This window comes from Bradyrhizobium sp. RDM12 (assembly GCF_051917485.1).
In the GTDB taxonomy this organism is placed as follows: domain Bacteria; phylum Pseudomonadota; class Alphaproteobacteria; order Rhizobiales; family Xanthobacteraceae; genus Bradyrhizobium.
The window spans coordinates 3,532,528-3,551,154 of sequence record NZ_CM133064.1; the positions used below are offsets into that span (position 1 = coordinate 3,532,528).

The 18,627-nt window shown below is 59.8% G+C and carries 18 protein-coding genes and 3 pseudogenes; 14 read left to right on the top strand and 7 right to left on the bottom strand.

What is annotated here, in order from left to right; all coding sequences use genetic code 11:
• Nucleotides 1-3: 3 nt before the first annotated feature.
• The 6 genes and pseudogenes from ACTGJ9_RS16990 to ACTGJ9_RS17015 all read left to right on the top strand — a co-directional run bounded on the left by ACTGJ9_RS16990 (nt 4) and on the right by ACTGJ9_RS17015 (nt 6,125).
• Complete coding sequence (locus ACTGJ9_RS16990) at nt 4-1,353, top strand: MFS transporter (RefSeq protein WP_247495136.1); 1,350 nt, start codon at nt 4-6, stop codon at nt 1,351-1,353.
• A gap of 225 nt (nt 1,354-1,578) precedes the next feature.
• Nucleotides 1,579-3,267 carry a methyl-accepting chemotaxis protein gene (locus ACTGJ9_RS16995; RefSeq protein WP_456677976.1) on the top strand — a complete coding sequence of 563 codons (1,689 nt, stop codon included), beginning with the start codon at nt 1,579-1,581 and terminating at the stop codon, nt 3,265-3,267.
• Nucleotides 3,268-3,528: 261 nt separating this feature from the next.
• Nucleotides 3,529-3,984 (top strand): aspartate 1-decarboxylase, encoded by a 456-nt coding sequence (gene panD / locus ACTGJ9_RS17000; protein ID WP_456678555.1) that lies wholly within the window; start codon nt 3,529-3,531, stop codon nt 3,982-3,984.
• Nucleotides 3,985-4,009: 25 nt separating this feature from the next.
• Nucleotides 4,010-4,894, top strand: a complete 885-nt coding sequence (gene panB, locus ACTGJ9_RS17005) for a 3-methyl-2-oxobutanoate hydroxymethyltransferase (RefSeq protein WP_456677977.1) — start codon at nt 4,010-4,012, stop codon at nt 4,892-4,894.
• Between the two features lie 2 nt (nt 4,895-4,896).
• Nucleotides 4,897-5,735: pseudogene (gene panC / locus ACTGJ9_RS17010) on the top strand (pantoate--beta-alanine ligase).
• 24 nt (nt 5,736-5,759) lie between these two features.
• Nucleotides 5,760-6,125 carry a hypothetical protein gene (locus ACTGJ9_RS17015; RefSeq protein WP_456677978.1) on the top strand — a complete coding sequence of 122 codons (366 nt, stop codon included), beginning with the start codon at nt 5,760-5,762 and terminating at the stop codon, nt 6,123-6,125.
• 887 nt (nt 6,126-7,012) lie between these two features.
• Here the strand turns inward: ACTGJ9_RS17015 and ACTGJ9_RS17020 are convergent.
• Nucleotides 7,013-7,228, bottom strand: a complete 216-nt coding sequence (locus tag ACTGJ9_RS17020; protein WP_456677979.1) for a hypothetical protein — start codon at nt 7,226-7,228, stop codon at nt 7,013-7,015.
• Nucleotides 7,229-7,792: 564 nt separating this feature from the next.
• Between ACTGJ9_RS17020 and ACTGJ9_RS17025 the strand changes: the two are divergent.
• The 7 genes and pseudogenes from ACTGJ9_RS17025 to ACTGJ9_RS17055 all read left to right on the top strand — a co-directional run bounded on the left by ACTGJ9_RS17025 (nt 7,793) and on the right by ACTGJ9_RS17055 (nt 12,399).
• Nucleotides 7,793-8,727, top strand: a pseudogene (locus ACTGJ9_RS17025) (NADP-dependent oxidoreductase).
• An 81-nt stretch (nt 8,728-8,808) separates the two neighbouring features.
• On the top strand, nt 8,809-9,453 hold the full coding sequence (locus ACTGJ9_RS17030; protein ID WP_456677980.1) for an HD domain-containing protein: 645 nt from the start codon (nt 8,809-8,811) through the stop codon (nt 9,451-9,453).
• A gap of 14 nt (nt 9,454-9,467) precedes the next feature.
• Nucleotides 9,468-9,968, top strand: a complete 501-nt coding sequence (locus tag ACTGJ9_RS17035; RefSeq protein ID WP_456678556.1) for a cupin domain-containing protein — start codon at nt 9,468-9,470, stop codon at nt 9,966-9,968.
• A 94-nt stretch (nt 9,969-10,062) separates the two neighbouring features.
• Complete coding sequence (locus ACTGJ9_RS17040) at nt 10,063-11,037, top strand: GlxA family transcriptional regulator (protein ID WP_456677981.1); 975 nt, start codon at nt 10,063-10,065, stop codon at nt 11,035-11,037.
• A 177-nt stretch (nt 11,038-11,214) separates the two neighbouring features.
• Nucleotides 11,215-11,856 carry an HD domain-containing protein gene (locus ACTGJ9_RS17045; RefSeq protein ID WP_456677982.1) on the top strand — a complete coding sequence of 214 codons (642 nt, stop codon included), beginning with the start codon at nt 11,215-11,217 and terminating at the stop codon, nt 11,854-11,856.
• Between the two features lie 41 nt (nt 11,857-11,897).
• Nucleotides 11,898-12,078 (top strand): annotated as a pseudogene (locus ACTGJ9_RS17050) (carboxylesterase); the annotation flags it as partial.
• A 99-nt stretch (nt 12,079-12,177) separates the two neighbouring features.
• Nucleotides 12,178-12,399, top strand: coding sequence for a hypothetical protein (locus ACTGJ9_RS17055; RefSeq protein WP_456677983.1), 222 nt, complete (start codon nt 12,178-12,180; stop codon nt 12,397-12,399).
• A 181-nt stretch (nt 12,400-12,580) separates the two neighbouring features.
• On the opposite strand, the gene ACTGJ9_RS17060 is transcribed toward ACTGJ9_RS17055, so the two are convergent.
• The gene (locus ACTGJ9_RS17060) at nt 12,581-13,345 is read right to left on the bottom strand and encodes an ABC transporter permease (protein WP_456677984.1); all 765 of its coding nucleotides are present in this window, start codon (nt 13,343-13,345) and stop codon (nt 12,581-12,583) included.
• A complete protein-coding gene (locus ACTGJ9_RS17065) occupies nt 13,335-14,165 on the bottom strand; it encodes an ABC transporter ATP-binding protein (protein WP_456677985.1) in 831 nt (276 codons plus the stop codon). The genes ACTGJ9_RS17060 and ACTGJ9_RS17065 overlap by 11 nt, the downstream gene beginning before the upstream one ends.
• 418 nt (nt 14,166-14,583) lie before the next feature.
• On the opposite strand from ACTGJ9_RS17065, the gene ACTGJ9_RS17070 reads away from it, so the two are divergent.
• Nucleotides 14,584-15,591, top strand: a complete 1,008-nt coding sequence (locus ACTGJ9_RS17070) for a helix-turn-helix domain-containing protein (protein ID WP_456677986.1) — start codon at nt 14,584-14,586, stop codon at nt 15,589-15,591.
• Between the two features lie 72 nt (nt 15,592-15,663).
• On the opposite strand, the gene ACTGJ9_RS17075 is transcribed toward ACTGJ9_RS17070, so the two are convergent.
• The 4 genes from ACTGJ9_RS17075 to ACTGJ9_RS17090 form a co-directional block, all read right to left on the bottom strand.
• Nucleotides 15,664-16,674: an ABC transporter substrate-binding protein gene (locus ACTGJ9_RS17075; RefSeq protein ID WP_456677987.1), complete on the bottom strand. Its 1,011-nt coding sequence runs from the start codon at nt 16,672-16,674 to the stop codon at nt 15,664-15,666.
• Nucleotides 16,675-16,903: 229 nt separating this feature from the next.
• Nucleotides 16,904-17,089, bottom strand: a complete 186-nt coding sequence (locus ACTGJ9_RS17080) for a hypothetical protein (protein ID WP_456677988.1) — start codon at nt 17,087-17,089, stop codon at nt 16,904-16,906.
• Nucleotides 17,090-17,493: 404 nt separating this feature from the next.
• A complete protein-coding gene (locus ACTGJ9_RS17085) occupies nt 17,494-17,961 on the bottom strand; it encodes a cysteine rich repeat-containing protein (RefSeq protein ID WP_456677989.1) in 468 nt (155 codons plus the stop codon).
• Nucleotides 17,962-18,068: 107 nt separating this feature from the next.
• On the bottom strand, nt 18,069-18,554 hold the full coding sequence (locus ACTGJ9_RS17090; RefSeq protein ID WP_456677990.1) for a DUF992 domain-containing protein: 486 nt from the start codon (nt 18,552-18,554) through the stop codon (nt 18,069-18,071).
• Nucleotides 18,555-18,627 lie beyond the last annotated feature (73 nt).

An 18,627-nucleotide genomic window follows, 5' to 3' on the forward strand; every position in this document is an offset into this window, starting at 1 on the left:
CACATGTCTACGGCGATCGGAACTTCGGAAGATTACACGGCGAGGCAACGGTATTCGATTATGATCTCGGCGATGCTGGGCTACATTCTCGACTTCTACGACGTTCTGATCTTTCCGTTTCTTTTGCCCGCGATCCAACGGTCGATGTCGCTATCGTTGGCCGAGGTCGGTTCACTGCAAGCTCTGACATTGTTCGGATCGGCCATTGGCGGCGCGCTGTTTGGCATCGTTGGTGATCGACTTGGCCGAAAGACCTCGCTTCAACTCACAATCGCGCTGTTCTCGGTTGCCGCGATCATTTCGGCCTTCGCATGGAATTACTGGTCGCTTGCCGTGCTGCGGTTGATCACCGGCATCGGTCTTGGCGGCGAGTATGGCGTAGGCATGGTGCTCTTCAACGAGGCCTGGAAAAAGAGCAGCCGAGGTTTGGGCGCGGCCGCGCTCCAAGGCTGTGCCGTGATCGCGTCATCCACGGCTTCAATCGTTGGCATCTGGCTGATTGCGACGTTCAGCGACGAGTGGAGCTGGCGCATCGGCCTACTGAGTGGCGGTGTGCCCATCCTGCTGATCATCTTCATTCGTTTCTTTATGCCTGAATCCAAGATCTGGCTGGAGTATGAGGCGCAACGCAAGGCCAGTCAGGTCACCGCAGAAGCCCGCACACTTCCCCTTGCGGATCTCTTCCGCAATGGGCTGGCACGGCAGACCGTCATCGCCTTCGTATGGCTGATGAGCTACATGCTCTGCTACTACAGCGTCGTCTCCTTTATTCCGACACTGCTGCTGCGCGATATGCATACGCCAGGTGATGTCGTTCGCACGACAGCCGTTCTGCTCTCGGTGGTCAGCGGCATTTGCTACCTCGCGAACGGCTTTTTCAATGACAGGGCTGGCCGCCGCTTCGGAGCCCTCGTGCCCGCGCTGTTCTGGGTCGGGTCTTTGGTCGGTATGGCTGTGTGGGGGAGCCAGCTCTACGTGGGATCGAAGACTGAGTGGCCGATGTTCTGGCTCTACATCGGCTTCGGCATTGGCAACGTCGCGCTGGGTGTGACGGGCGTCTGGATCTCGGAACTCTATCCGGTCAACCTGCGTGCGACAGCGGTGTCTACATTCTATATGGGAGGTCGCGGGCTCGGCAGCATAGCCCCTGTGATCGTGCCACTTGCGGCCGCCCATTTCGGCGGAAGCCTTCTCAACGGCATGGTTGCGGTGGCCCTTCCCGCTGCGGCCGTCTTCATTCTCGCCTCTCTTTTGCTGCCCGAGACCCTCGGCCGGGATTTGTCCGCGAAGGGCTTCAAGGTCGACACGGAAACGGAGGCCACGATGAAGGCTGCGTCGGTGTCGAGCGTTTGACGCTGGTGGAAGGGCTTGACCGGCGAGATGAGGGTTGTCGACCTGCTCATCTCGTCGATGCATGCGCAGTGGAAAGGAGCTGGCACTCCGTCGTCCGATCCTGGTCAACATGGCGCAAGTGTTGGCCGACTTGTAGCGGCCGTAACGAAACCTAAACCGATCACTTGTATACAAGCAATAATCTATGCGCCTGAGCCCGCCGGGCAGTTGCCTTGGAGACGTTCCTTGAAATCACTCAATAACATGCCGATCACTCCCAAGATCAGCATTATAGTTGCGATCTCGATGCTGGGCCTCTTCTCAGCTGGATTGCTTGCGGGCTATTTGATGCAGAAGGAAATGATCAATTCGCGTGTCGAACAGACCCGCGCCATCGTCGAGATCGCCAAGAACTTTGCATTAGGCTTGCAGAAGCAAGTCGAGGCAGGCCAACTCACCAAAGAGGCTGCAATTGCTGAATTTTCCCGCCGTGCTCAGACGATGACGTATGACAAGGGCGCGGGCTATATTTTTGCAAGTACGATGGAAGGTGTCGCGGTCGCCTCTCAGGATCCAAAGACAATTGGGGTCAATCGTCTTGACGGCAAGACCAACGGACGTGCGCTGATCCGCGAACTGCGGGACGGCGTGGCGGCGAACGGCGATGTCGTGCTGCGTTACGAGTTTATGAGGCCCGGCGAAAAGGAGCCGATCAGGAAGCTGTCCTACGCGGTAGGCATTCCCGGATGGGACATGTTCGTCGGTTCCGGCGCGTATCTGGATGATCTTGATGCCAAGCTGCAACCGATCATGTGGTCGCTCGGGGGTGCCATCATCGTGATCGGACTGGTCTCGGGTGTCATCGCCTGGTTCCTCGGCCGCAGCATCACTAAACCGTTGGCAGCACTTGGCACGTGCATGAGGCGGCTCGCTGACGGCGAACTCGAACAGGACATTCCAGGTGTAGGTCGGAAAGATGAGATCGGCGCAATGGCCGCGACCGTCCAAGTGTTCAAGGACAACACGATTCGTATTCGGGGGCTGGAGCTGGTCGAGGCCGAAGCTCAACGTCGCACGGCTGCCGAGCGCCGTGCCACCTTGGAGAGCATTGCGAATGATTTTGAGCAAAGCGTCGATGGCATCGTTCGTGCGGTCGCCGCTTCAGCCGCCGATATGCAGGGCACAGCGGATATTATGACCACGACCGCCAGCGATGCCGGTCTGCGCGCGTCCACCGTCGACGCTGCGTCAGAAAAAGCGTCCGGGAACGTCGAAATGGTAGCCGCCGCCGCCGAGGAATTATCTGCGTCGGTAAGGGAGATATCGCAACAGGTGTTGCAGTCGACCGAGGTCGCGCGCCAAGCTGTTGGTGACGCTGAGCGCACAAACGCTACGGTGCAGGTCCTGGCAAGCGGAGCCGAAAAGATCGGCGAAGTTGTCCAACTCATCCATAGTATCGCCACGCAGACCAATCTCCTTGCCCTCAACGCGACGATCGAAGCGGCACGTGCCGGCGACGCCGGACGCGGATTTGCTGTCGTGGCAGCCGAGGTTAAAGCGCTTGCCAATCAGACGGCAAAGGCAACGGAGGAGATCTCCACGCAGGTCGAGACCATGCAGGCAACTACAAACGACGCAGTTCTCGCCATCAACGGAATTACGCAAACGATCGTCAGGATGAGTGACATCACGCTGAGCATTTCCTCCGCGGTCGAAGAGCAGAGTGCTATGACAAGCGAAATTGCGCGCAACATCCAGTCCGTCGCCGCGGGTTCCAACGAAATCAGAGTGCATATAGGCAACGTCAGCACCGCAGCGGCCGCCACCGGTACAGCAGCCGGCGAGGTTCTCACTAATGCGCGTGGGTTGGAGAATCAGTCGGATATGCTGCGTACGGCGGTAGACCAATTTCTGACCAAAATGCGAGCCGCCTGACCGGACGTTCCTGCCAGCGGCGCATCGCTCGCGGGTACTTGAGACGTCGGCGCCCAGCTCGAGGCAACTCCGCCTTTCACATGGCGATTGGGTGGGAAGTTCTTACGTGATGATCGCGCGACCATTGGACGTTTTTATGCGTTGGGTCGCCATTTTTGAGAGATATGTTTCATTTTGCTCATCGAGGTTGACAGTTTTATCTCGTGCTCCGTAGGAATGCCCGGCTTTGGGGATGCGTGCGAGGTTCGACGGGACTTTCAGATGAAAAAGGTGCTTGCCGCCAAACTTCACGGCATCCATGTCACGGAGGCCAATCTTCACTATCACGGCTCGATTACGCTCGATCCGGATCAGTGCCATGAGGCGGGGATTCTGCCGATGGAATTCGTGGAGATCTGGAACAAGAATTCCGGCGCGCGAATTTCGACCTATGTCATCTTTGGCGAACCCGGCTCACGTTGTTGTGTCCTCAATGGTGCCGCCGCGCGCACCTGCCACGTCGGCGACCAGATCATCGTCTGCAGTTCGACGTACGTGGATGGGGCGGAAATCGTTCGGCTGAAACCAAGAATTCTCGCCTTCGATCGCGACAACCACATTACCGATCGCATGACCTATTCCGTCACTCGGGATGGTGCCAAGCGCTATTGCTTCGAAATCCTGGGCGAGGCAGGCGACGCCAAGACCATACCACTTCGTGCCGCAGAATCGAACTGATGTCAGTCTTACGGTAGGAGTGGATATGAGCCACAGGTCCGAAACGGCGTTCGAGCGGGTCACGCTTCCAAGGCTGCAGCTGTGGAAGGAGGAGGGGCGGCGCCTCGTGATGACGACCGCCTATGATGCGGTCACCGCACGCATCGCGGATCCCATCGTGGATATGATCCTTGTCGGAGACAGCGTCGGCAACGTCTGCCTCGGATTCGACAATACGCTGCCGGTCAGCATGGCGATGATGAATCACCATCTTGAGGCGGTTGCGCGTGCGAAGCCTCGAGCCTTGCTCGTGGCCGATATGCCATTTCTGAGCTTTCACCTCAGTCCCGAGGACACGATACGTAACGCCGGAGGTTTCCTGCAGCGTGGCGCTGACGCCGTGAAGCTCGAGGGCGGATTCAAACGCGTCGCAATGATACGTGCCCTGGTCGAGTGCGAGATTCCCGTGATGGGTCATCTCGGCCTGACCCCGCAGAGCGTCAATGCAATGGGCGGATTCAAGGTGCAGGGCCGCAAGGCCGATGACGCCTTGCGCCTGCTCGACGACGCCCATCGCCTGCAGGAGGCCGGCTGCTTCGCTCTGGTCCTGGAAGGCATCCCGACCGAGCTCGCTGCGCGAGCGACGGAAACGCTGACGATACCGACCATCGGGATTGGCGCAGGTCCTGGTTGTTCGGGGCAGGTGCTGGTGTTCCACGACGTGCTCGGCTTGATTGAAGGCCATGTCCCGAGATTCGTTCGGACCTACGCCGACGGCTTTCGGGTGTTGCAGGAGGCGCTGTCGCGTTGGGTTGCCGATGTCCGCAACGGTACATTTCCGGCACCGCAAGAATCCTATCGGCTTCCCGAAGGCATAGGTGAGACGATCGCAAACTGGGCGCCTTCCAACCGAACCCGATGTGAAGCGTAGAAATGCAGACAATCACGATGGTCGTCGAGCTTCGCCGCGCGCTCGCGGACGCTCACAGAGCCGACAAACGTGTCGGACTTGTACCGACAATGGGCTATCTGCACGACGGCCATTTGGCGCTGATCGAGGCCAGCCGGGCGCAATGCGACGTCACCGTGGTCAGCATCTTCGTCAATCCCACCCAGTTCGGGCCACGCGAGGATCTAAGTACGTATCCGCGCGACTTCCAGCGCGATGAGAAGCTATGCCGCGATGCCGGTGTTACGATCGTCTTCGCGCCGGTTTCACAAGAAATCTATCCTGCTCAATTCGAGACCTTCGTCGAACCGGGCGAGCTCGCGAAACTGCTTTGCGGCGCTTTCAGACCGGGACATTTTCGTGGGGTCGCGACGGTTGTATGCAAGCTGTTCAATATGGTGCAGCCGGACGTCGCGTTCTTCGGGCAAAAGGATTTTCAGCAGTGTGCGGTCGTGCGTCGGATGGCCATCGATCTGAATCTGCCGATCGAGATCGTGACCGTCGGGAGGCGGACCGTCTCGCAATGAGCAGCCGTAACCGGTATCTCAGCGAGGAAGATCGGGGGCAGGCCCTCGCCATCAGTCGTGGACTGTTCGCCGCAGCGGAGGCGTTCGGCTTGGGAGAGCGGAACGTGGACAAGCTGGTTGCAATCGCCAAGAGGCATTTGGAAACGGTCGATCAGCTGCAATACCTCGAGCTCGTCGACGGCGACACGCTCAAGCCCGCGTCAAGTCCGCTGCACCGCCCCGCGGCGCTGTGCGTGGCCGCCTATGTCGGCTCGACGCGGCTTATCGACAACGTGATACTTCAGCCAACTCCATAGTGCGACAGAGGCGAAAGAATCGTTTTGATTGAAGCTGTCCGACGCGAAGCGCCTCAGGCAGGCCGTCCTCACTTTCGTAGGGCGGCTGAACGGATCATCTTCGAAGAAGTGCAGTTTCGGCGCGCGGACCGTCAGGTTCTTGCCATTCCCGAGCTTCGCCTGGACGAGCGCCGGATCGGCCTGGTTGGTGACAATGAGAAGGGGCGCGCGGTGCTCGAGCTCATGGAAGCTCGGCCTTCTGAAGCCGAGGCCGGAAGGCAGGCAGCTGGAGCCGAGCCGCCGCCACCACACCCGCGGCTCGTCTTCCTGCCTCGACCCGGCTCGGCCGGGATCAACGCCGCCGAGCCGCCCGCGAACGGGCGCGCGCGAAGGCTCCCTGACTCCTCCTGAGCGGCTTCCGTCGAGCCTCTGGTCATCCCGGAAAACCGAAAATCGTTTGCCCAAGGCTCGAATCGCAATGCTCCCTTGGCGAGCTGATGCTACGGTACGTCCAGCAGGGGGACTAACGCTGGGCCATCTACCGAATATTTCAAAACTCACCTCTTGGGCCTGAATAGATAACGCGGCTTTCCAGCGCTTACGAGAAGGCCCTCCGTACGATTGGCGTACAGGATCGAAACGATCCGCTCACCGAAGTGATACCGCCGGGAAGATCATTGAGATCGGGCAGACGGGCCTCAAGGACCCCGCCAAGATCTGCCTCCGGGCCATCGAGGAGTTAGGCCTACCGAAAGGATAATTGCGAATAAAAAGGTCCGAGGTTCCCGCTGCATGTCAGGGCGCGGACAGGTACTCAGACACATCGCCGAATTACAGATCAGCTCGGCGTCGCCGAATTCACCGGTTCCGGATCGCCCGTGGCTGAACGCGACCGCCTGCGCAGCCGGGTTTTCGCGAGAGCGCTTCGGCTCGCATGACGGCGACATCCGCTCGCGGGTGGCTCGCTCATCCCGTCATGAAACGAGTTCGAGTCTTTCCCGGGGGCCTTTTCCGCCTCATGCGACCGGAGAAGCGCCCTTCGCGCAGAGAAATCGGACGAGGTTTGTAGCTGTTCTCGCGGTAAACGCCCGCAACGAAATCGCAATGAATTGGGTGAAACGACAGTGAACAAAACGGGACGGGAACGACTGCCACACCAAGAAATATCAATAACTTAAAAGATACTCACTGCGTTCGGGACGCAGGTCATGGGGCGCGGTGCAATTTCGGCGGAGAAATGCCGAGACACGGAAAGAGCTAAGGGAGCCGCGTGTGCTGGTGGAAGTAGCCGGTGCCGTTCAGAAGGTAGACGGCTCGTTGAAGGCGGAGAACATTTCGCGGACGCCGACGACGCGACCGTCCCGGGTGTAGTCGAACTTGACCATGCCGAGCTCGATGATCTCGTCCTCGGCATGATCGAGGCAGATCGTCTCGGTGTCCAGCAGGATGCCGGTCCGGGTCTCCTGTCCTGGGCCGGCATGGAACATCGGCCGCGGCGCGAGATGCCGCAGCACCCGGTAATCCGTCGATGGCTCAAGGCCTCGCCCATCGCCGCCAGATCCTATAGGTTTTGAAACATCTCTTCTCGTGGTGTCCCCAACCGATTGGCCGTGAGGCCCACGATACCGGAGGCGCCGGTCGGGAGGTATCCGAAAGACAGGCAATTCACCGCCTAGTGTCGTGCAATTCCAACCTGTTGGGGATGAGCTCCTAGAGCGCGGCGCTCCTGCGGCGGTCCGAGTTGTCTTGCCACCTGTTCTTGCTTGCCAGGCGTGCCCTGATCGGTCCTCCGTTGGATCGCCTCTCGGGCGATCTCGGAGCCCGGCGTGTCGAAACCTATTGCGATGAACTCTCCGGCGGCCGTTTGTCGAAAGGACGTTCGACTGTCCTGATCCGTAGGATCTTGTTCGTTGTCCAAAGCAGGGCTCCATGGCGACATACGGACGATCCCGGCCGGCCGAGGAGACAACCGGCGAAACTGCAGCAAGGCTCCTGACAGTGGTCGGCGTTACTCGCGACGAGCTGAGCGCAAGGAGAGTGAGATGACCTCGGGTAGGGAAGCGCGGACAGAATCGACGATGATGGCGTGGCGCGTGCATGAGTTCGGGCCGCCACAGGTCATGCAGTTCGAGGCCCTTTCCCGTCCGGAGCCCGGGCCCGGCGAGGTCCTGGTCAAAGTTGCAGCTGCCGGAGTAGGGCCATGGGACGGCTGGATCAGAGCCGGCAAGAGCGCTTTGCCGCAGCCGCTCCCGCTCACTCTGGGGTCGGATCTTTCCGGTGAAATCGTGGCTGTTGGGCCCGGGTCTCGCAACGCTGTGCGGGAGAGCAGGTCTACGGTGTTACCAATCCGCGGTTTATCGGGGCTTACGCCGAGTACGCCTTGGCTTCCGCGGAGATGGTGTCCGGCAAGCCGACGTCGCTAACGCACGTTGAAACCGCCTCCGTTCCGGTCATTGCCGTCACTGCATGGCAGGCGCTGTTTGATCATGCCCAACTCAAAGCAGGTCAATCGGTGGTCATTCACGGGGCGGCCGGTAACGTGGGAGCCTACGCCGTTCAGTTGGCCCATCATGCGGGTGTGCAAACCATCGCAACAGTATCGACGGCCGACGCTTCCTTCGTGCGCAACCTTCGCGCAAACACGGTGGTCGACTATCGGAGCCAGCGCTTCGAGGAGGAAGTGCGGGATGCGGACGCCGTCATCGATCTCGTCGGCGGCGAGACGCAAAGCCGCTCGTTCCAGGTCCTTCGTCGCGGCGGCAAGCTCATCTCGGCAGTATCCCGCCCGGATCAGGATCTCGCAAAACAGCACGGCGTGGAAGCCACCTTCTTTTTGGTCGACGTCACGAGCCGGTATTTGACGGAAATCGCTCGCCTCCTCGATGGTGGAGAACTGCGGACAAACGTCGGCGTGGTCTTGCCTCTCGCGGATGCGCGCGAGGCTCACTTGATGCTGGAGGGCGCGCGGCCCCGGCCAAAAGGAAAGATCGTGCTTGCGGTCGGTGCGAACTGACCGATCTCGGGCCTGCTCTTGCGCTCTCAGGCGCCTGAATGCGCCAGCCAAGCCCATCGTATTTCGTTGAAAGGACAAAAAATGTGCCCCCGAACTCCCGCCCAAGCCCTCGTCATTCCCGATTCTTTGCTGGCGAAAGAGGCGACAGACGTCCTGCGCGAGCATTCCACCGATCTGCTCTTCAACCACTCGATCCGCGTCTTCCTGTTCGCGGCGGAGCAGGGCCGTCGGAGGAAGCTGCGTTTCGATACCGAGCTTCTGTACGTGGCCGCCGCGTTCCACGATCTCGGTCTCATCAAGAAGTTCTCCAGCCCGGACGAACGCTTCGAGGTCGACGGTGCAAACGCCGCTCGACAGTTTCTGATCGCACACAACATTTCTGAAGACCAGGTGCAGACGGTCTGGGAAGCGATTGCGCTGCACACCACACCCGGCATCCCGAAGTACATGGGTTCCGAGGTCGCGCTCCTCAATTCAGGGGTTCTGCTCGATGTGATCGGGGTAGGGTTCGATCAGTTTCCTGCGGAGCTTCGCGAGGAGATCGTGGCCAAATATCCGCGCACAGATTTCAAGGAAGGCTTTGTTCGGGAGTATTTCGCCGGCTTTGCCCACAAGCCGGCGACCACGTACGGCACCGTCAACGCCGCAGTCTGCGAACGCTTCATGCCGGAGTTCAAGAGCCCGAACGCCTGCGACATGATCGCGGGTTCGCCCTGGTCTCATTAGAAGAGGAGGTCATGATGTCGATCAGTGCATTCACCAATCGGATAGCCGCGCTGTCACGCCGTTCAGCAATCACGCCCAGACAGGGAATAGAACTGCTACGAAGGACGTTCTTGGCGATCGTAGCAGCAGCCATTGCGGTAGCTTCGCCCGCGATCGCTCAGGATCGGGAGCAAGTCAAGCTCGTCTTCGAGCACGCACTGCCGAACGTCGAAGGAAAGAGAATAGCTGCCGTCCTGGTGAGTTATCCTCCCGGCAGCAAGTCGCTGCCTCATCGCCACGCAGCGTCGGCCTTTATCTATGCCTATGTCCTGTCCGGGGCCATCCGCAGCCAGGTCGGCAATGACCCTGCGCAGGTCTATCACGCAGGCGAGGGCTTTTACGAAACGCCAGGCTCGCATCACAGGGTCAGCGAGAACGCGAGCGACACCGAGCCGGCCAGCTTGCTCGCGGTCTTCGTGGTCGATTCCAAAGACGGGGCATTGACGATCCCCGACAAGAACGCAGCACCGAAATGATGGCGCGACAGGCTCGCCTGTCCAGACAGCGCCCGGCCTTTGCACTGTGTGAACGACATGCATAATAAGGCGCCTGACTGGAGAGGCAGCAAAGGTGCCGGTACAAGCTGTCGCGATCGTCGTCTACGAGGGGGTCCAGGCCTTGGACGTGGCCGGGCCGATGGACGTGTTCAGCGAGGCGAACACTTTTCTCGACAGTGCCGACCGCTATGAACCCGTACTGGTTGCTGCTCACCACAATCCGCTGCGCGCCTCGAACGGCATACGGCTTATTGCGGATCTAACGCTTGAGCAGGCGACGGGTGGGTTCGACATCGTTCTGGTGGCCGGCACGCCCACCCCACCTGAAACGGAGCCCGAACCGCACTTGCTTCAGTGGGTCAAGGAGCTGCCGTGGCGGTCGAGCCTCTATGGATCGATCTGCACCGGGGCTTTTGTCCTTGGCTACGCCGGTCTGCTGGACGATCGGCGTGTCACGACCCATTGGCAGGATGCACAGGCGCTGGCGGCCAGGTTCCCCAGAGCAAAAGTCGAGCCGGATTTGATCTATGTCCGCGATGGGCGGCTGATCACCGCCGCGGGTGTGACGGCGGGAATAGATCTCGGTTTGGCGCTGGTCGGGCAGCGTCACGGCGCGGAAACGGCGCTCAAGGTGGCCAAGCGGCTGGTCGTGGTCGCCCAGCGCCAGGGTGGACAGTCACAGTTCAGCCCCTATCTCACGGCGCCTGCCGATCCGGAATCGCCGATCGCCCGTATCCAGGACCATGTGATGGCGAACGTCGGGGATCGCCACTCGCTTGACTCCCTTGCCGCTGTCGTCGGGATGAGCGCCCGAAATCTTGCCCGCCATTTCGTGCAGGCGACTGGGATCACACCGCACGAATTCATCGAGCGCGCCCGCATCGATGCGGCTCGCATGATGCTGGAGGGAAGCGACCGGCCGCTGAAGGCGGTTGCATTCGACTGCGGCTTCGGTTCGGCGGATCGGATGAGGATCGTGTTCACCGCCCGTCTTGGCGTGAGCCCCATCCAATATCGCGCGAGCTTCCGGCGGGCGACACCGGAATAGATCGCGCGCTCCCCAGCAAGACAACGCTCACGATCCTGCTTTCGATACGAACCGTCATGTCAGGAAAAGACGTACGGCTGTCCTGATCCGCGGGATGCCCTTCCTTGTGCGGAGCGGTGCTCGGTTGGCAAATAGGGACAAGCAACCAGCCCGCTACGCAAACAAGGAGTTTGCTCCATGTCCGAGATCATCGCCGGCATCCGCCTGCCCGACAGTGCCATCGCCCGCGCCGCCACGCAGCTCGTGCGCGATACCGAGGACGACCTGCTCTACAACCACAGTCGCCGCGTCTTCCTTTGGGGCGCGCTCACCGCCGAGCGCCACGGCCTTAAGTACGAGCCGGAGCTGCTTTACCTCGGCGCCATGTTCCACGACATGGGCCTCACAGAGAAGTATTCCAGTCCCGACCTGCGCTTCGAGGTCGATGGTGCCAATGCTGCGCGCGATTTCATGAGAAGCTACGGCCTGCCGGAGCGTGAAATCGAGGACGTCTGGACCGCGATCGCGCTCCACACCACCCCCGGTATCCCTGAGCATATGCGCCCCACCATCGCGCTGGTGACCGCGGGTGTCGAAATGGATGTGCTTGGGATCGCCTATCACGACTTCACGCATGAGCAGCGCGACCATGTCTGCGTCCATCATCCCCGCGAGACGAACTTCAAGGAGAACATCATAGATCACTTCGCCAAAGGCATCATCAAGAAGCCGCTGACCACGTTCGGGAACGTGAAGGCTGATGTCCTGGCGCTGAAAGACATGACCTATGTCCGCCAGAACTTCTGCTCGATCATCCTCGGTTCGGCCTGGCCGAACTGACCTTCGTTGCTGCGAAGCGGAGTAAAATCGAGATGAGCGCCAAGAAGCCGGACGACGCCTGTTCGATCAACAGCATCACCGGAAGAAGGGTGCGGACGGTTCGGTCGCCATCCAATTCGGCGGTTGCGACGGTAAGATTCGAATTGCCTGCCGACCACGAAAGGCTGGAACCATACGGTTCGGCTATACCGGCCGCAGCCCGAAATCCTGAACGGCGATTGAAAGTTCGCAGAGCCGCAGCTGGCGAGCTGAAGTGGAGTGCACGAGGGCGCTTGTCCACGGTAGGCGCCGACTAATGCACCTGCCCAGCAAGGGATCGCCATGAGCGGCTTCGACGTTTTCGCTTGGATCGTACTCGTCATCCTCCTCAGCAGTGCGTTCGAGAGCCAGCAGAATGGACATGACGCGATCTGGCTGGAGCAGCTGGTCAATCAGAGCCTCCACCACGAGCTGCTCGATTCACCGGACGGGAATCTTGCGGTTGACGCACTCTGCGTCTCTGTCTCGCAGGCGCCCTGCTTGGCCGACTGGATGCACTTATAGTACAGGTGATTTCGCCAACCCCGCGAGGTGCCGGTGGCGATCCTCAAATCGCACGAGGTCTTACGTCGCAGCGCACCAGCCCGCCCATAGTGACGGCATGAGAGCCTGAACTTCCTCGAAGCTGCACACGCTCGATGTTCGCCGAAATCTCATAAATCGCTCACGACCCGTCAGTACGAGACTACTGCCACGCGAGCAGGCTCCGCTCTAGCCTGCTCATGAGGGCTGACGCTCCGAGGCCAAGAACGGCTAGCAGGATCAGGATTGCCATCACGCCATCCACGTTGAACGTGGCCTGAAGATAAGCCACGGTCTGACCCAGGCCATGCTCAGCGGCGATCAATTCCGCGCCGACGACCCCAAGTAAGGCGAAAATCGAGCCTAGCCGTATGCCTGACGAAATAATCGGTACTGCGGCCGGGAGCGTCACCTTGAAGAATATCTGGCTCGGATTCGCGCCAAGTGCCCGCGACAAAAGAACGTGGTCCCGATCCACGCTTCGCATTCCGGCAATTGTCGCCGACAGCACGATGAAGAAGGTGAGACTGAAGCCAACCGCGATCTTGGAGCCGATGCCGAGACCGAACCATAACAGGAACAGCGGGACCAGTGCGATCCTGGGCATCGCATTTAGCAAGGTTATATAGGGCTCTGTTGCGCGATGTATTCGCGGAAAGTTCCCAAAGACCAAGCCGACGGCAATGGCACATAAGCTCCCGCCGACGAATGATATGCCCGCGCCAAGCACGGTGTAGCCGAGCTCCACCCAGAGCTGGCCTCCGGTGACGAATCCCTTCCAAAGATAACGAGCCATGCCCGATGGGCGACCAAAGAAGGTCGGATCAAGCATCCCCCTGGCGGCGGCTTGTTCCCAGACCAGAACGAAGGCCGCAACGAAAAGCGCATGGCGCAACAAGCGCGGCACTCTGGCGCGTTCAACTGCCATTGGCCTTCGTCTCCCGTTCGAGTAGACCCCAAAGCCTCGCGCAAAGCGAGTGGAAATGGGGTTGTGTCTGGAGCGCGCGTACGCTTCGCCGTCGTGGCAGATCGATCGCAACGTCGGCGACGATCCGGCCTGGACGCTGCGTCAGAACGACGACCCTATCCGCCAGCGCCACTGCCTCGGCGAGATCGTGGGTTACGAACAAGACGGTTCTTTGCTCGGCCGACCAGAGCTCCAGCAGCAGCTCCTCAAGTTGAAGTTTGGTCTGAGCATCGAGCGCACCGAAGGGCTCGTCCATGAGGAGAAGTCGGCTCTCAAGCGCAAACGTCCGTGCCAAGGCGCAGCGTTGGCGCATTCCGTGCGACAGTGCCTTTGGATATTGGTGGACGAATTCGCCGAGCCCAACGCGCCGCAGAAAGCCCGCTGCGCGTTCCTCTCGCTCGCTTTTGCCGACATTGCGAAGCTCCATTCCATAGGCGGCGTTGCCCAGTGCGGTGCGCCACGGCAGCAAGCTGTCTCGCGCCAGCATGTAGGCAATATCGGTATTCCCGGCGAACGGCTTCTTGCCGAAGACACTGACCTCACCCAGGGTGGGCGCGGACAGCAGTCCCGCAAGCAAATTCAGAATGGTGGTTTTGCCGCAGCCGCTTGGACCGACGATGGAAACGAACTCGCCCGGCGAGATGGCGAGCGATACTCCGTCGAGCGCAAGCACCGTATTGGCGGTCGCAGCCTCGAACTGAACCTTCAGGTCTCGCAATTCGATTGCAGGGAAACCCTCGCAGCTCCCCAACAAGGGTTTACCCGGAAGCAGCGCATCCATTTCCGATCCCTGCTGAAGCTCCGTGGCGGGGAGCGACGGTATTCGCAATTCGTTTCAAATCTGGGCTGTTGCCCCGATCGCACAGCAAGAGCACAATACTTCTGGTTGCGCCGACAAACAAGCCGGCAGGCGTTTTGCGCTGGTCTGAAATATTTCAGAGTTGTGACGGTGTTTTCTCGCCCCGCGCACCAAACAGACCTCCTCGCCTCCGCGGTTGTGCTGCGATCGTACGAAAACATAATAACGCGCTCGTGCGTCGTCCTGACCGTTCAACTCACTTTGCAACTTGCGGAGTTTTGATAAACTCCAGCAGGCAATTTCTCGATCTTTTGCCGGTATTTCCCGGTTCGGCCTCCGATGAGGCATGCTCTCCCCACGATGAGCGCACAGAAAAAACGCCGCCTGACGGAGACTGGAAGTGGTTTTCACGAGAGCGCTTACCTTCACCGATTCATTTCAATTTCAGAGCGCCATTCGCGCTGCCGAGATTGAAATAATCCCCACCGCGAAGGGACAATTTCGGGCTGAGCTGATACAGGCTACTTTGAACAGGCTGTGGATGCAGCGTCTCAGCGAAGAGCTGCCGCGCGTCCACAAGGGTTCGATAAAGCGCGGACGCAAAATATTCAACTTCCTCACGGAAGAGCAGCCCGAAGTGTATCACTGCGCCAGGCTGTTCGAGCGGGGTGAATTGATCGCAGACGACTTCGACATGCAGCATGCAATAACGGCGGGAAAGTACCGCCTTGGATCGGTGTCTCTGACCCCTGAAGATTTGGTTTCCGCGTGCTACGCCATCACCGGTCGCGAGTTCGATCCAGAGCGCAGCAAGCTCTTCATTCGACCAGACCCGCAGCTTATGGGCCGGTTCATGGAGCTGCATGCGATGACCGGAGAGATCGTCAAGAAGACGCCCGAACTGTTTGAAATACCGGAGGTCGTCCGCGCACTCGAGCAGCAGCTCATCCATGCGTTGATCAGATGTCTGACGGAAGGGGCCGCTTCGCCAGTAAGCAGGAGTGCTCTTCACACCGGGACTATCGTCGCGCGCTTCGAAGAATTTTTGGAAGCAGATCCAAATACGCCGCTGTATCTGGCTGAAGTTTGCGCAGCCGTCGGTGCGGCCGAGCGAACTCTCCGGGCTGCCTGCGAGCAACACCTTGGAATAGGACCGATCCGTTATCTCACCTTGAGACGAATGCATTTGGTCCGCCGTGCGCTGCTGCGGGCGACATCTTCGACCGCAACGGTAACGCAGATTGCAACCGACCATGGTTTCTGGGAACTGGGCCGCTTCGCGGCGGCCTATCGAGCTCTTTTCGGTGAGACGCCTTCGGTCACCCTGAAGAGACCGCCCGAGGATGTTCGAGCGGCCTCCAACCGTCCATCGTCACTTGAAGGCACAGTGCGGTACATGGCCCGATAGGGCGCCAGCCCGTGTATTCGATCCTCTCCGGCCATCAGACCACGACACACGCATATCCTCTCGTCGGAGCCGTTAGGGCGCCTTGGTATAGACAAGTCGCGTGGCGTCAAACGGAGCATCGATCTGCTTCATCGTCAGCATGTTAGTGGCGATCTGGCTGAGCGCGGACCGGTCGATGGACGTTCTGAGAGTCGGGAGGGTCCGCCTGAATGATGCCTCCATGATCTCGTCTCCTCTCGGAAGATCAAACCTGAAGAACGTTTTTGCTATCTGGAGCGCTTCATTGAAATTCGCCGGATCTTGCAGGAAGAGTTCAGCCTCCTTTGCCGCTGCGATCGAGGCGTCGACGACTTGTGGCCTTTGCTCGGTCATCTCCTCTGTCACCACCGCGTTCGTCACGCCTCCATTGGTGCGGGCAATCTCGGGAGGATCGCTGGCCTGGCTGAGGTCGAATAGCACGGCACAGGTGCGGAGAACCTCACAGATCGAGCCAGACGGCTCGTATGCCATGCTGGCATCGATCTGCTTGGAGATGAGCGCGCCATAGGAGGTGTCCGGTGCGCCGACCGCGACGTAGGTAAAGTCCGCCGGCGCAAGGCCGGCCTTGTTCGCGAGCAACCCGAACTGAAGCTCCGCGCTTCCTCCTCGGGAGGGTACGCCAATCGTTCGTCCCTTGAGGTTCGCCATAATGTCCGGGAATTGCTTGCCGGCAAGGTGGATATCGAGGTCTTTGCGAACGACGATCGCGAAGGGGTTAAGTCTCGCTCCGCTCAAGATCGCCTTGAGCTTCGCGCCGGCGATCATGGCGCTAATTTGCACTTCGGCCGGAAAGAAGCCGACATCGATGCTCCTCGAGAGCAGGGCTGACGCTCCCAGCGGGCCCGAGGAGATCATCTTGAGTTCGCATGTTATCCCATGTTTTTCGCAGAACCCTTTTGATGCGGCAATCCGAAACAGCATATTTCCCGTACCGGGATAGTCCTGAATTCTGACTTTGGTCGGCGCTGCTTGAGCAAACGCAGGAACTGATGAAAGCATGCTCGAAACAAGAACGATGACTAGTGGGGTCTGCATTCGTACCATGGTGACCGAAAAGCTCCCTTGGAGAAGCCCCGCTCGTGGGGATTATGTGCACTACTCGCGTCAGCAGTGCATCTCATAGCGGGATTTCTACCTGCAATCAGGAGTGGTGCATAGAGTCCGAAGTAGGGCCTGGAATGCGTGGGCCCTTTGTCGCAGAGGTGTAAGACCAAACTTTCTTAAAGATCTCGACATGCCGTCGCTGGCTCCGCCCGTCGACTCGAGCAACCCATCAATTCAGCTTGCGCGCTATCATGCTCTTCATCGCTGCAAGCAGACGATAGTTCTGTGCCAGCCTCAACAGGTCGTCCTTCTTCGGACCCGGCGGCAGCAGTGATGCGTCCTCAGCCAAGGCGGCCGCCAGTTCCTCGCATTGCTCGACCGTCAGATCCGACGATTCGTTGTCTTCAAAGTTCATAGATCGGTCTCGCCATAGGGTCGCTCTCGTGCTCACTCCGATGGCGCTGAACTGGTTGAGTGTTTTGATGATGTCCGTATTGGACGTGAGTTGAGGCGGCCCGGTACGTCACGTGCGGCCATTCCCAGCCGCGGCCTGCACTCGCATGCGGGCGTGCGCGTGTAAAATTACATTTTGTGCATGTCTGGCGAGTTTGCGTGATTGCTAGATCGCTCTCGGGCCAGGCGCGGCGAGTCAACGCGTCGCGCGGGTGGCTCAGTGGGGGATCACTGGCGGCAAGCGACGCGCCAAATGCATCGTGTGCAAGCCTATCCGCGCACTCTTCGCGTGGCCGGGGACTTCCGCTCCACCCGATCAGTTTGTGTCAGCGAGCGAACGGCGCGAGCTACGTCAAACGGCAATATCTATGCGCTGCCGCTGCTATTGAGCGGCCATCGCTGGATCTTCTGAATGGCATCAACGCAACCTGCCGAGGCCGTCGATTTGTTTGACAGCAGGCAAGCCGCGATTCGGCCCTGGCCCGGGAGCACCTTTCCGCATGCGCCGCTTATCTCGGCCTTGCATGCAATCACTGCATCTTTCAGGGCGTCAGCCGCGGTTTGCGCACCCGTTGCGGCTTCCTCGAGCTCGAACGCGCATTTGGGACTGATCTTGTCCTCGTGGGCCTGCATGCAGTAGATCATGCGCCCTTCGCCCGGCGTCACCGTTTTACAATACTTCTTGATGTCGCCGGCGCAAGCGCTTTCGAGCTTGGCCACCCTGGCGGTCAGCTTCTCCAGAAGCGCCTTCCCGAGGTCCGCCTGTGCGGAAGCGGCGCTCGCCAACAAGATGGCGAGCACGGGCAACACTCCAAGCGTAACCAGCGATTTCACTGTGATTCTCATCGAAACGTCCTCTGATGACTGGTTCCGAACCAGGCGGCTTCGTTGAAGTGGCCGCAGGTCCGCGGTGGAAGCTGGGGATGCACTTCGCTAGACCTTCATTGTGCCAAAGCAAGCGTAAGACTCGAAACTCCGAGAGACAGATTGACCCCGACCGAACCTTCGAGCGAAATCGGCTGCAACGCAATCGAACGGCCCGATCCGCCGAACAGCAAATTGGCACCGACGCCCACACCTACGCCAACCGCGCCGCTCGCGCCTACGTAAGTGCCCGAAAACGCTCCGCGCCGCCGTCCTGCCGTCGGTGCAAAGACGCTCCACGCCATGGCCCCGCCTGCCGTGATCCCGATATCGAGACCGAGCGTGCCCATCACGCCGACATATGCTTCCGGCGGATATGGACCGTTGGGTGTGAAACGACAGGCCATGCGCTGGCGGGACCCGAAGATCAAGCCGATCGAAGGCGCCATTTTGCAAGTCAGGGTGCCGACGCTAACTCCGGGGGGCGGTTGCTGGGCAACCGCGGGCGATACGAACGCGGTGGCGAGCGCAACGAACGACAGCTTAAGGAGATGTTTGAGCATGACGAAAAGTCCCGCTTTCTGGAAATATTCCTGTTGGCTCGGCCATACGATCCGGTGTCGAAACGGTTCAGCA